Raw genomic sequence first — 14,034 nt, forward strand, 5'->3', positions numbered from 1 at the left:
AACTTAAGTGAACGAGAATAGGCAACTCTTTAATTTACTTTTGCATCATAGTTTAACTATTTACAGGATAAAATATGCAAAAGAAAGTTTTATATTTTGTTGTTATTTTAACAGCAGTATGCTCAGTACAAGTTAAGGCCCAATATTCAAATCAGGATACTTCTTATAAAAAATATTTTATTGGCAGTACTTTGTTTATGTTAGCTAATGTTTTTCCAGACAATAACCCTCCAGATATGGTTTATCTGAACTTAGGGTATCGCATTACCGGTAAGGATGTAATTTCACTTGAATTTAAAACATGGAAATATGCTTGGCCAATAGGTATTCCTTATGGAAGTTCATATGAAGCAGAAGGTGAAGGGTTTCCGGGTTATATTCGTGAATACGGTGTTTCTCTTAATTATCAAAGATTCTTATGGAAGGGGCTTTTTGCTCAAGTTGATGTGATGCCTGCTTGGCAAAGTTTTGTAAATGAAAGCGGTAATAAGTTTGATAATGGCTTTCAAATCTTTAATACTTATTCTGTAGGTTATCATATCAAACTTTTTAAGGATAGGTTTTTTATTCAACCTTCAATAGCTATAACTCACCGTCCATATCAATCAGAAATGCCTGAATCGTTTAAAGTAGTTGATGATAGGTGGTCAAGATTTTTTTTCGGTCAACCAGGATTACATTTTGGATATAATTTCTAGTAATTTATTTAGATTACAATTCATCAGTTTGTTATAAATAACGCTATTAGCTACTAAAATTGATTGAGTAAGAGGTATTACTGAATTATAAAACTCAATAGCTGTTTTTTATGGAGCTTTTAAAAAATGAAGTTTTCAATATTGAGTGTAAAGCTAAGAGCTACTTTGATTATGTTTAGATAAAGACAGAGTTGTACCTGATACAATTAAAAAATTTTACTGATTTATTGTTTTCGTCTAATTTTTTTAATGACACACCTTGTTCAATAAATAACTATTCCATTCACCAAGATGCACTTTTCTTAATATTGTGTATGGAATGACCTGATAGATTTAAGCATGAGCTAAATGGATGTTTTTGATTCTTTGCGGATATTGATGGAGAGTTTTTCTTTCAATTTTTTCATGTCTTCACTAACTCTTTTGTCAACTATTTTAGCGTAATGTTGTGTTGTTCTGAGACTTTTATGTCCAAGCATTTTACTTACACTTTCAATCGGAACACCATTTGACAGTGTCACAGTGGTGGCAAATGTGTGCCGAGCAATATGGAAGGTTAGATCCTTTTGGATGCTACACATGTCTGCAACCTCTTTGAGATAGGCATTCATCTTTTGGTTGCTTAACACCGGTAATAAACTATCCTGGTTACTACATTGCGGATGATTGGCGTATTTTTCAATGATGCTCAATGGAATAGGTAGCAAGGGAATTTTGGATGGTGTGTCTGTTTTTTGTCGATGGGTAAAAAGCCATTTTTCACCATCGATACCAATACTCAGATGAGATTTTGTTAAGTTTTTCACATCTATATATGCCAAGCCGGTAAAGCAGCAGAAGACAAATATATCGCGAACCAAATCTAAACGTTCAATTTTAAACTTCTTATCCATTAAAGCTTGTAACTCATCTGAGGTTAGGTAGACCCTTTCGACAACCTTTATTTTTCCGCGATAGTTTAGAAATGGATCTCTTTCAATCCAACCATTCGCATAGCATTATTTTACTATTTTGCCAAAGTTTCTGATGTATTTTAAGGTCGAGTTATTGTTGCAATTTCTTGTATTTCTCAGGTAAAAATCAAAATCGTTTATGAATGCGGTATCTATTTTGGTGATTGAAATATCAACGCGCTTGTATTCCTGCCGGAGAAAATCTTTTGTATGACTCAATGCGGTTACAAATCTTTTGTAGGTGTTCTCGGCATATTCCTTACCAATGAGTTCTCTTACCCGACGGTTATGCTCTTCAAAAATGGCTATTAAATTTCTTTGGTTTTCGTCAATCCCCAAATATCTATTTTTAAAAGTTTGAGCGGTAATCTCTATGTCATTATTTACCATATCTTTTTCCACTTCGTAAACCTTGTTTTTGAGGATATCAAGATAACTATTTATTGAACGGGCTTCCTCCGTTAAACCTTTCACTTTACCCGCATCAGGGTTCCATTTTGATTTTTCAACAAACTTTGAGGTGCTAAGTTCAATCCTTTGTCCATCAATTGTAACTCTTAAATAGATAGGGGTTAAGCCATCTTTGCTGGATTTGGCACTCTTTGCGTAAAAGAGTATTGACATTTTGTGCTTCATTTTGTGGTGACTTTTAGGTTATTTAATTTAACTTTTTGCCAGTTTTGACACAAGATGTACATTTTGTGAACACCTTATTTTACTGGCTCTCCCGAGAAATTCGGTTACCCTAAATTTGAAATTTCTCGGGTAACCGAATTACTCACCTACAATTTGATTTTTAATGAATAATTTGACTAGAGGCAAAAACATAAAAGCCTGTAAATCATGCGATTTACAGGCTTTTGGTTTAAAATAAAATAGTTTTTGTGGAGTCGGGGAGAGTCGAACTCCCGTCCAAACAAGCAACTAAAGAGCTTTCTACACGTTTAGTCTTTGATTGAATTTTCGACAACAAGCTATGCCAAAGACAGCGACTCGTTGCTTAGCTCTATCAGTGTCAGAAAGGATTCAGAACATTACCTTTCCTAGGTTTACTTTTACGGTTCCCCTAAACCAGCCGCCATAAACCAAGGCTTCTGAGGAGAATCCAGCTTCCCGACCTTGTCGAGACTTGGCTAATCGTACTAAACTTCGGATTAAGCAGCTAAAGCGTAATTATTTTCGCCGTTTATAAGTTTGTACCCGTGGATTTACGAGCAATTGGTACCTTGCTCGACGTGCTTACTGTTCAATTCGACTTGCTGTCAAAACCAGTCGACCCCAGTTTGTTTTTCTGATTAGCAAAAATCAGACCACAAAAGTAAGGATTTATTCGTCAGTTTCACCATTCATTTTGAATGGATAGTCACCAAATAATGATGCCAGTTTTTTGGATTGGTAGGTTTTCTTGGTGTATTTGTTGGAAAGGGTGATGATGGTTACTTTTTCTTTTCTCAAATTGATAAAAGAAGAAGTGTTTCCATGCCACCAACCGTTGTGGAAAAAGAAAGGTTCTCCTTCTTCAAATTCCACCATACGGATGCCTAAACCATAGTTTTTTTGTCCTTTGCTTTCGTAACTATAGCCTTTATAAACTTTCTTCAGCAGTTCCGGGTTCAGGAAAAAAGGGGCGTAGCGTGCGGTATCAAACTTTAGTAAATCTCTTGGAGTGGAATAAATGTTTTTGTCACCATACACACCGTCTAAGTAATCAGTACCGACTTCAACGTTATTCCCTTTATAAGAAGGTACTATGTTTTTTCGGTCTTTTTCAAAATCGCATACATAAGTATTGGTCATGCCCAGCGGTGTAAAGATCATTTCCTTCATGGCTTCGGGAAATTTCATCCCGGTTACTTTTTCTACAATGAGTGCCAAAACGGCATAATTGGTATTGCAGTAGCTGAAACGGGTATCACTTTTAGATTCTAAAGGAATTTCTTTATCAATCATTACTTTGATGATGTCCTCATTGGTCAATGTTACTTTTTTATCCCAATTGTTGTTTTCATAAGTAAAGTAAGCGTAATTTTTCATCCCGCTTCTGTGGTTTAAAAGGGTTTGTACCGTAACGTCCGGATAAGGAAAATTTTTGATGATGGTATTGACCTTTTGGTCTAATTTTATTTTGTTGGCATCGATGAGCATTAGTGTTGCGGTTGCGGTAAGGACTTTACTCACCGAAGCAATATGTAAGGGGGTATCCTTAGTGATTTGCTCATCGGTGCTTTTGTTCGCATAACCCATGTAATTTTCGTAGATAATCTGCCCGTTTTTAGCCACCAAAAAACTTACATTATCATTTTTTTCAGACCAAGTTTTTTCGAAGAACATAGACACCCCGTATTTTTTATCATTGATGAATGCTCTGCTAAGCTTGGGCAAGTCTTCTTGTAAAGGTTGCATTATAGGTATGCCTTTTTCATTTACTTTAATTACGTCTTCTTCTGTTTTTTCTTGTTTGGAACAAGAGGATAATCCGGCGATTAAGCAATAACTCAGGAAGATATATTGGATATTTTTGAATTTCATTTTTGAGACTTATAGAATCACAAATATAATTATTCATTGAAGTAGCCGATTGACTTTTTGAGAAAGCTTTCAACAGTTTTTTCACAAAAGTTATTTTATGCAAAAAGTTTTGAAAACGTTTTCGTTACTACTACTTTTGAGGCATTAAAATTCAAGCCATGAAATTCGGTATCATAAAAGAAAGAAAAAATCCGCCTGACAGAAGAGTTGTTTTCACTCCGGAAGAATTAGTCCGTTTGAAAAGCGATTATCCGGAAGCTATCGTTAAAGTAGAAAGCTCGGATATTAGAGTTTTTCCCGATGAAGACTACACTAAATTAGGTTTGGAAGTTGCTGCAGACATTTCGGATTGTGATGTTTTTTTTGGGGTAAAAGAAATTCCGCTGGATTATTTGATACCGAATAAGAAATACTTTTTCTTTTCGCACACGATTAAAAAACAGCCCTACAACAGAAAGTTATTGCAGGCCATACTCGAGAAAAATATTGAGTTATACGATCATGAAACTATTGTTGATGAAAACAACAAGCGATTAATTGGTTTCGGACGATATGCCGGAATTGTTGGTGCTTATAACGGTTTTAGAGCTTTCGGAATCAAATATGAATTGTTTACCTTACCCAAGGCTGAAACATTAAACAGCAAAGAAGATTTAATCGTTCGTTTGAAAAGACAAATTTTACCCAATATCAAGATTGTTTTAACCGGTCACGGTAAAGTAGGCATGGGTGCCAAAGAGATTTTGGATGGGATGAAAATCAAACAGGTTTCGGTCGAAGACTTTTTAAGCAAAGTTTATGCTCAACCTGTGTACACTCAGATTGATGTATTGGATTATAATAAACGTTTGGACGGAGAAGTGTTAGATAACAAAGATTTTTACAACAATCCTCAAGACTATACTTCCAATTTTGAGCGTTTTACCAAAGTAGCTGATATTTTTATGGCCGGACATTTTCATGGGAATAATGCGCCTGATATTTTAACACAAGAGATGTTGAAAGCGGCTGATTGTAAAATAAAAGTAGTAGCCGATATTTCTTGTGATGTTAATGGTCCGATAGCTTGTACGATAAAAGCTTCCACCATAGCAGAACCGTTTTTTGGGTACTTGCCAAGCGAGCATAAAGAAGTGCCTTATACCCATCCCGGTTCAATCATGGTGATGTCTGTTGATAATTTACCATGTGAATTACCCAAAGATGCCAGCGAAGGATTTGGTGAAATGTTTATGAAGCATGTAATTCCGGCTTTCTTCAACGGCGATAAAGATGGTATATTACAACGTGCCAAAATCACTGAGAATGGCAAGTTAACCCCTCGTTTTGCTTATTTACAAGATTACGTCGACGGAAAGTAACACATCTTTCGGTTTAATGACATAAGTTTTTTATTTTTGGTCATAAATCCACCAAAATTGAAAAGTAAACTTGTTTTTTTCTTCTTATTCTTAAGTGTCAATATATACGCTCAAGAGTTGTTGCCTTTTGTAGAAAACTTTACCAAGAGTAGTTACAATGGCGATAACCAAGTATGGAGTGTGACACAAGGAAATGATAATGCTATTTACTTTGCCAACAATCATTTTTTGCTTCGTTACAATGGTGTTCATTGGGAAAAATACAGTTTGCCTAATAAAACTATTATAAGGTCTGTTTTTTCAGACGGAGATAAAATTTACTCCGGTTCATATAATGAGTTTGGTTATTGGAAAAGAGCCAATGGGATACTGAAATACACTTCCTTAAGCAAAGGCAAAAACTTCTTTACAGGATTGTCTATCAATGAAGAAATTTGGAAAATTTTTAAGCACAAAAATAAAATATACTTCCAATCTTTTAATGAGCTTTATGTACTTGAAGGGCGTAAAATCAATAAAATCCGAATTCCATTTCAGATATCCTATTGTTTTTTGGTTGAGAATAAGATTTATGCCGCATCGGTAAAAGACGGTGTTTATCTTTTTGAAAATAATGTTTTCGAGAAAAAGAAATCTTGGGATTTATTGGAGAACAATATAATCCATGCAATGGATAAAGCAAACGGAAAAATCTTTGTTTTTACCCAAAAAAACGGAGTTTTTGTAGCAACAAATAACTCATTAAAGCCTTGGTCACATCCCCTGAATGAAGCTTTAAAAAAAGAGATTATCATAACAGCTAAAGTTATTTCAAATAATAAATTAGTTATAGGTACGGCTTTTCAAGGGGTTTACGTAATTGATTTGAATAGCAATAGTTACAACAATATTTGTCGCAAAAACGTTTTAAAAAACAATTCCATTCTGAGTATAGGATTAGACAAGGAAAATGATTTGTGGTTAGGTTTAGATAATGGTATTTCACATGTCGAGATTAATTCACCTTACAAAATTTTTTCTGATAACACCGGAGTTTTAGGTTCCGTTTATACTATGGCTCCTTTAAATGACGGATTGTTATTGGGGTCTAATCATGGAGTTTTCAAGTATAAGGATAAGACCTTAACCTTATTGCCCAATTCACAAGGACAGGTTTGGGATATCCTTCAAGAAGGGGATAAGTATTTAATTGGTCATAATGATGGCACTTATCTTTATCAAAATGATCAGCTTAAAAAAGTCAATCAAGTTAGTGGTGGTTGGAAGTTTTTGAAAAGTAATTTTCATAATAATTTCTTTTTAGCGAATTATTCCGGCATAGTACTTTATGATAATCCAAATGATTTAAGTACATATAGGTATATACCTAACTTAACTAAACCTATCAAGAATATAGTTCAAATTAAACCTAACGAGTTATGGGCTGTTGATAATTACAGAGGCTTATATCGAATTGTTTTTGATGACGATTTTAAAGTGCAATTGTTAGAGAATATTACAAATCAAAACAAAATTTTGAATGATTATGCTGTTAAGATGATTAATTTTAACAATGAAGTACTGTTTTATATTAATACAAAATGGTACAGTTATAATTCAATTTCAAATAGGCTCGAACTAAACAATTATTTCAATCAATCATTTTCTAATATTTCCGAACTGATCCCTGTTGATGAGCAGAATTTTGTTGTGATTAAAGACAAGTCACTCTACACTATTAATCAAAAAAATGGCAAGTTTATTTGGAGGTTAATTCCTGAAAAATATTATGAGGGCAAAATTATTAATCATGACACCAAGGTTTTTAAAAATAAAGATTACTTTTTGTTAAATCTTGATGATGGTTTTTTTGCTTTCAAAATGCAGCAGCCCAAACCAAAACCACACAGCAAAAGTGTCACTTTAGAAGCTTATGTTGAAGGACTTTTTGCCGGGCAAAATGTTTCTATTGGCTATAATAAATCAATCAATATTGAAGTAATCTCTGAATACTTCGGATACAATAAGCAAGAGCTTTTTTATACCTTAGATAACAATAAGGATTTCATAGCGCTAAAAGACTCTAATATTGCATTGAATAATTTATCGAGTGGAGCACATGAACTTATTGTTTATTGTAACGATGGTCAAGATTACAAGCAATTGGCAGCTTTTGGCTTTAACGTTGAAAGGCCATGGTACATTTCCTTTTGGATGATTTTAATTTATCTTATCATCATTTCAAGCTTGTTTTATCTTTATTACAAATGGAATAAAATCCGATATATCGAAAAATTAAAACTTAAAGAAGAAGAGCTTAAGCATCAAAAAGAGATTTTGCATTTGGAATTAGAAGCCCAAAACAAGTTGAAATTACAAGAATATGAAAAACACATACTTGAGGTTCAAATTCAATCTAAAGCATCTGAGGTAGCCGCTAAGTCATTGTCCATTGCAAAACAATCCGAAATGATAGAAAGCATTCAAAAGGCTTTAGAGTCGGAAAGTGACATCAGCAATTTAAGAAGTAGGATAAAAAAGTCTATAAAGATCAATGCCATCAACCAAAACGAATGGCAGAGTTTTGAGAAAAACTTGCTCCAAAGCAATGAAGATTTTGTGCAAAGACTGTCCAATAAGTACCCGATTCTAACTGCTAAGGATATTAAGCTTTGTATTTACCTAAAAATGAATCTTTCATCTAAAGAAATCGCACCTCTGATGAACATTTCTTTTCGAGGTGTTGAACTTCATCGCTATCGATTAAGAAAAAAACTTGGCTTATCAGCAGAGGTGAGTTTAACCAAATTTATGATTAATCTATAATTTTGTATAAAATTTTATAAAATCATTATTTTTAAGCGCACATTTTTTGTTTTTTCACAACTCATCAATACTACATCATTTGTATTTTCTTTAGATGAGTTTTTTCTTTTAAAAAACAGATTTAAATCACTGTAATTCAATTGTTTATATTTTAATTATTTCATTTTGATGTGTTGTTGTAGTGAAATGTACACTGCTACTATAACGTTTTAGTTTGTTACTTTTACTAAAACAAAACTAATTAACCAAAATGAAAATTTTATTAACCTATTTACTACTCATTGTTGTTGGTTACAATTCCTTTGCACAAGAGATTAGAGGAAAGGTAACAGACGAGAATAATTTGCCAATACCGGAAGTAAACATTGTTGTTACAGGTAAAAACATCAATACAAAGACAGACATAGACGGTAATTTCGTAATCAAAGCCGAACCGGGTGATTTACTGGAGTTCTCTATGATTGGTTATGACAAGGTCACCCAAAAAGCAAAGTTAGGGATGACCATCGTACTCAAAGAAAGCAACCAATTATTAAAAGAGGTAGTGGTTGTAGGGTATGGTTCCAAAAAAGCCGGGTCTATAACCGGATCTGTATCTCAAATTAAATCACAAGATATTATTAAAACTCCGGCACAGTCTGCCATACAAGCCATTCAAGGTAGAGCTGCGGGTGTGAATATTGTTACCAATGATGAACCTGGCGCCAATCCCTCAATCAGAATAAGAGGACTAGGAACTGTTTTAGGTGGAAGGGATCCTTTATACATTATTGATGGTATGGAAGCCTCGAGTTTAAACGGTTTAAGCCCAAATGAAATAGAAACTATAGATGTTTTAAAAGATGCTTCATCATTAGCTATTTATGGTCAAAAAGGGTCTAATGGAGTAGTAGTGGTTTCTACCAAAAAAGGAAAGAGTAACAAGCTAAAAATAAATTACGACGCCTATTTTGGCGTAAAAATGATACAAAGAGAAGTTGAAATGTCAGATGCGTATCGTTACGTTTATTATAACAATTCTGCTTTAGGCTCTACTAATTATTTTAACTTCGAACAACCTTACAATACTAACTGGCTGGATGAAATAACCAGTACCGGTGAGGTGCAAAGCAATCATATCTCGATGTCGGGTGGCTCAGAAAATGTAAATTTTTATTTTGGAGCAACCAACCTCAAAGAAAAAGGAATTTTGAATGGTACCGAATTCGAGAGGACCAATTTAAATTCCAGAAATGAATATAGTTTTTTTGATAAAAAATTAAAAATCAACCAATCTGTCAATGTTTCTATTGTTAGAAATACACCAAAACCATTAAGTGCTTTTACAAATGCCTATAAACAGTCGCCAATAGTACCGGTTAAATTCGATAACGGCAGATGGGGCGTTCCGCTAAGAGATCCAAATACAGGGCAAGTAGCCATCAACGGTAGTGATCGTTTTAATAATGTTGGTAATCCTGCCGCTCAGTTGTATTATACCAATGAAAAGAATAAAAATTTGGTGCTATTTGGCAATATTGGTGCAGAATTGCAACTATTGAAAGAATTAAAATTCAACACTAATTTCGGGGCTACCTTTGATTGGTCAAAAGGATATACTTTCACACCAAGCAGAGAAATCTGGTTGTCTCAAAATCCAACACAAGAGGCCAGTGATTATCCGGAATCAGAACCAATCAACATTTTGCAACAGAGAAGAGGGGATAGCTATCGTTGGAACTGGGATAACTATTTTACCTATGCTAAAGTTTTTGGCAATCACGATGTAAAAGCTACTTTGGGTATGAACAGAAGTACCTCAAATATCACCGAAAATATCAGCGGAACAAGATGGAATGTTCCAGAACAATCTAATTATTGGTCATTGGATTTATCGGATTACAACACCGAAGTCTCTCCCGGTTCTGTAGTAAGAAATCGAAAGGAAACCCCTCTTGTTTCATTGGCTTATTTTGGTCGATTGGATTACGAATACAATAACAAGTATCTATTCAGTGCCTCAGTTAGAAGAGAGGGAATCAGCACTTTTCAAGAGTCCAAGCGTTGGGCCATCTTTCCTGCTTTTTCAGGAGGTTGGGTAATTTCTAACGAAGATTTTTTGAAAAACATAAAGTTTGTTAACTATTTAAAAATTAGAGGAGGCTACGGAGAAGTTGGGAATGGAAATAGTTTGTATGCTTTGAACATTCCTGTTTTTGCACCCGATTATAATTATACTTTCGGAGGTTCTCAAACTATCTATCCGGGTAGTAATCAGCCTTATCAGGTAGATCCGAACCTTACATGGGAAACCATGAAAGAGATTGATTTCGGTATTGATTTCAGGGTGTTGGATAACAAACTTTCCGGTTCCATAGATGTTTACGACAGAAAATCGGAGAATGTAATTTTGCCGGTGGCGCTTCCTTCAGTCTTATCCCCTGATTTAGTAACATTAAATACCGGAACTGTAAGCAACAAAGGATTGGAATTATCCCTCAATTGGAAACAAGAGATCAATGACAATTGGAAATATTCCGTATCCGGTAATATCTCGTTTAATAAGAATGAACTTAAGGATGTTAGCAACGCTTATTTTTCCAATTTCATTGGCGGAAGCATCAATAACGGACAATGGACTAAGCAAGTCTTAGTTGGGGAAGCTTTAGGAAGTTTTTATGTTTACGATGTAACCGGTATAGATGGTGACGGAAATTTTACATACAGTGACGAGCGCGTAGTGGCTGGCTCATATTTGCCAACATACACCTACGGATTAAACTTTACTTTGAACTACAAGAAGTTCGATCTTTCTGTGGATGCTTACGGTGTTGGTGGTAATAAATTATACAATGGTAAAAAAGCGCAACGTTTTGGTGGAGAGAATGTTGAGTACGATGTTTTAAATGATTTCTGGACACCATCAAATCCCAATGCTGCCAATCCAAGACCATTCAACGAAGTGCCACGCTCTTCCACTTACTACATCGAAGACGGTTCATATTTGCGAATCAACAACATAACCTTGGGCTATACTTTCCCTAAGTTTTTGGATCAAATAGATAAAGTGCGCTTGTACGCCACAGCCATTAACCCTTTCATTTTTACAAAATTCTCAGGGTATTCACCGGAATTATCAGGTAACAATAACGCTGATCCGTTGGGAAGTGCCGGAATCGAATTGGATGCTTATCCAACTAACAAGACATTCTTACTGGGTTTAAATGTTAGCTTTTAAAAAAAATAAACTATGAAAAGTATCTTAAAATACAAAATGTTATTTCTCGCTGTATTGTTGTTGCCATTTACAGCTTGTGAAGATGATTTAAATGTTGAACCCAATACTGCTTTAACAGAATTTGACTTCCTCAACAATCCGGAAAACGCTGTTAAACTGGTGAATGGCGTTTACAACAAGCAACTCGATTACAATATGTATTCTTTTTCATGGATTGGGATGACCAGTATTACTTCAGATGATGCGGATAAAGGTTCAACACCAACCGATACCGGAACAGACAAGCATAAAATGGATAATTTAACTTTCGTGTCCTCTGATATATCATTCAATGATGTTTGGAAAGGAAGATACGACGGTATTTATAGAGCTAACAATGCACTCTTCTATTTAGAGCAGCTTACTATAGATGAAAACTTAAAAAACAGATTGATAGGTGAAGTAAAGTTTTTGAGAGCTTTATTCTATTTCGATTTGGTAAGATGCTTTGGAGGAGTACCACTTGTGGTTTCCAAAATCGACATCAACGATACTGAAACTATTAATGAAGTGGTTTTTGTCAGAAAGTCAAAAGAAGAAACTTATGCGCTCATTGAAGCTGATTTGAATGATGCTATCAATCGATTACCATTAAAATCACAATATGGTCCAAACGATTTGGGTAGAGCTACAAAAGGTGCAGCACAAGCGTTACTGGCTAAGGCTTATTTGTATCAAGAAAAATGGCAATCAGCCTACGATATGTCGGGTGAAGTTATCAATTCCAATCAATACTCTTTGCTTACCGATTATGCTAAAGTTTGGCGTGAAGAAGGTGAAAACGGTTCGGAATCTATTTATGAAGTTCAAGCTTCTCTAACCAACGGATTAAGAGATTATACCAATGTTCAAGGACCAAGAGGAACGCCTGATTTGGGTTGGGGATTCAATACACCTTCTCTAAGTTTAGTTAACTCTTATGAGGATGGCGATTTAAGAAAAGCCGGCACTGTACTTTTCGTGCCTTCCACACTTTGGGATGGTTTTACAGCACCTAATTCATGGACCAATCCAAGATACAACTACAAAGCTTATCAAAGTTCTATTGCAGAGTCTTGGAATGGCGACAAAGGCAATACAGCTAAAAACCTAAGAATTTTGAAATACAGTGATATACTGTTAATCAGAGCTGAAGCAGCTTCTCATCTGGGTTTTAATGATGAAGCCAAAGACAGAGTCAATCAAATCAGAGTCAGAGCGGGATTGGCGCAATTATCCAGTGTAACATTACCAATAATTCTCAATGAAAGAAGATGGGAAATGGCTATGGAACATGACAGATGGTTTGACTTAGTCAGAACCGGAACTGCACAAACTGCCATGGCTTTAAACGGTAAAACTTTTATTCCGGGTAAACACGAATTATTCCCGATTCCAAGCGATCAAATTATTGCCAGTGGCGGAAGATTAACTCAAAATCCCGGCTACTAAAATTAGTAATTAACCTTAAATTAAATATTTTATTATGAAAACAAACAGATTATTTTATTCCTTGATGTTAGCGTCAGGAATGGCATTAGTAGCAAGTTGCAGCAGCGATGATTCTAATTCATTGCCACCAATCGGAGGATATAATTCTGCCGACGAGGTTGCCGCAACATCGCTAAAAGCTTATTGGCCATTGAACGGTAATGGTAAAGAATCCATTTCTAATACATCACCAAACAATACAGTGGCTACGACTTTCGTAGAAGGTGTAAAAGGTCAAGCTGCCAACTTTAATACCGGTTTTATGGCTTATCCTGCTATTACAGCTTTAAATACTACATCGGGTAGTGCTTCTATCAGCTGTTGGGCTAAAGTTTCTAACACCAAGTTAGTAGCCGGTGGTCCAAGTAACATTTCTCCAATTTTCTCTTTAACCAGAACCGGTGAAGTTTTTGGAAATTTAAACTTATTGGGTGAAACTCATGGATTAGTGACTAGTGATTCTATCCAAATGAAAGGGGTATTCAGAATTAAAAATGATGACGGTTCTGAGTTTGGTGGAGATGCTGTAAACATGATCAAACAAGAGTCATGGATGGATGCTACTCATACTTGGGCTCCTAACAAGATTGGTGGTCAATGGGCACATATTGTATACATTTTTGACGGACCAACAGGAACTAACAAATTGTATGTTAACGGTGTGAAAATTTCAAACTCTGCTTGGGAAGTTAGAAATGGCGGTAATGCCAAAATGTTAAACCACTTCTTGCCTACCAGACCGGTTATCGGAGCTTTAGAAACTGTAGCTAACGGAACCAATACCGATGCTTGGAATGCTGCTTTAAAAGGACAAGTGGATGAACTTAGAGTATATGATAAAGCTTTGACTCCAGCAGAAATCGGAGCATTATATGAGTTAGAAAAAGCGGGTAGATAATTTCCCCGGATCTATTAAAAGTCCGGTAGTAAGCTATCGGACTTTTTACTTCTAAATTTAATCA

General features: G+C 35.1%; 10 protein-coding genes and 1 other RNA gene. 6 read left to right on the top strand and 5 right to left on the bottom strand.

Annotated elements, in window-relative coordinates:
• Positions 1 to 74: 74 nt before the first annotated feature.
• A complete protein-coding gene (locus ACJG85_RS09265; protein WP_412476261.1) occupies positions 75 to 698 on the top strand; it encodes a hypothetical protein in 624 nt (207 codons plus the stop codon).
• 344 nt (positions 699 to 1,042) lie between these two features.
• Here the strand turns inward: ACJG85_RS09265 and ACJG85_RS09270 are convergent, their stop codons facing one another.
• From ACJG85_RS09270 to ACJG85_RS09285, 4 genes are all read right to left on the bottom strand, one after another.
• Positions 1,043 to 1,678: a site-specific integrase gene (locus ACJG85_RS09270; protein WP_412477192.1), complete on the bottom strand. Its 636-nt coding sequence runs from the start codon at positions 1,676 to 1,678 to the stop codon at positions 1,043 to 1,045.
• Between the two features lie 18 nt (positions 1,679 to 1,696).
• Positions 1,697 to 2,275: a phage integrase SAM-like domain-containing protein gene (locus ACJG85_RS09275; protein WP_412476262.1), complete on the bottom strand. Its 579-nt coding sequence runs from the start codon at positions 2,273 to 2,275 to the stop codon at positions 1,697 to 1,699.
• Positions 2,276 to 2,533: 258 nt separating this feature from the next.
• Positions 2,534 to 2,931: a transfer-messenger RNA gene (ssrA, locus tag ACJG85_RS09280) on the bottom strand.
• A 46-nt stretch (positions 2,932 to 2,977) separates the two neighbouring features.
• Positions 2,978 to 4,180, bottom strand: coding sequence for a serine hydrolase domain-containing protein (locus ACJG85_RS09285; RefSeq protein ID WP_412476263.1), 1,203 nt, complete (start codon positions 4,178 to 4,180; stop codon positions 2,978 to 2,980).
• Between the two features lie 158 nt (positions 4,181 to 4,338).
• On the opposite strand from ACJG85_RS09285, the gene ACJG85_RS09290 reads away from it, so the two are divergent.
• Positions 4,339 to 5,541 (top strand): NAD(P)-dependent oxidoreductase, encoded by a 1,203-nt coding sequence (locus ACJG85_RS09290; RefSeq protein ID WP_412463883.1) that lies wholly within the window; start codon positions 4,339 to 4,341, stop codon positions 5,539 to 5,541.
• 90 nt (positions 5,542 to 5,631) lie between these two features.
• Here the strand turns inward: ACJG85_RS09290 and ACJG85_RS09295 are convergent, their stop codons facing one another.
• Entirely contained in the window at positions 5,632 to 5,793 is a 162-nt protein-coding gene (locus tag ACJG85_RS09295) for a hypothetical protein (RefSeq protein ID WP_409680533.1), read from the bottom strand.
• A gap of 15 nt (positions 5,794 to 5,808) precedes the next feature.
• Here ACJG85_RS09295 and ACJG85_RS09300 point away from each other — a divergent pair, with 15 nt between their 5' ends.
• From ACJG85_RS09300 to ACJG85_RS09315, 4 genes are all read left to right on the top strand, one after another.
• Positions 5,809 to 8,346: a helix-turn-helix and ligand-binding sensor domain-containing protein gene (locus ACJG85_RS09300; RefSeq protein ID WP_412476264.1), complete on the top strand. Its 2,538-nt coding sequence runs from the start codon at positions 5,809 to 5,811 to the stop codon at positions 8,344 to 8,346.
• Between the two features lie 250 nt (positions 8,347 to 8,596).
• Positions 8,597 to 11,563 carry a SusC/RagA family TonB-linked outer membrane protein gene (locus tag ACJG85_RS09305; RefSeq protein ID WP_412463885.1) on the top strand — a complete coding sequence of 989 codons (2,967 nt, stop codon included), beginning with the start codon at positions 8,597 to 8,599 and terminating at the stop codon, positions 11,561 to 11,563.
• A gap of 12 nt (positions 11,564 to 11,575) precedes the next feature.
• Entirely contained in the window at positions 11,576 to 13,033 is a 1,458-nt protein-coding gene (locus ACJG85_RS09310) for a RagB/SusD family nutrient uptake outer membrane protein (protein ID WP_409680542.1), read from the top strand.
• 34 nt (positions 13,034 to 13,067) lie between these two features.
• Positions 13,068 to 13,970, top strand: coding sequence for a LamG-like jellyroll fold domain-containing protein (locus ACJG85_RS09315; protein WP_409680545.1), 903 nt, complete (start codon positions 13,068 to 13,070; stop codon positions 13,968 to 13,970).
• Positions 13,971 to 14,034: the final 64 nt, after the last annotated feature.

It is taken from the genome of Flavobacterium mekongense (assembly GCF_047038255.1).
Classification (GTDB): domain Bacteria; phylum Bacteroidota; class Bacteroidia; order Flavobacteriales; family Flavobacteriaceae; genus Flavobacterium; species Flavobacterium mekongense.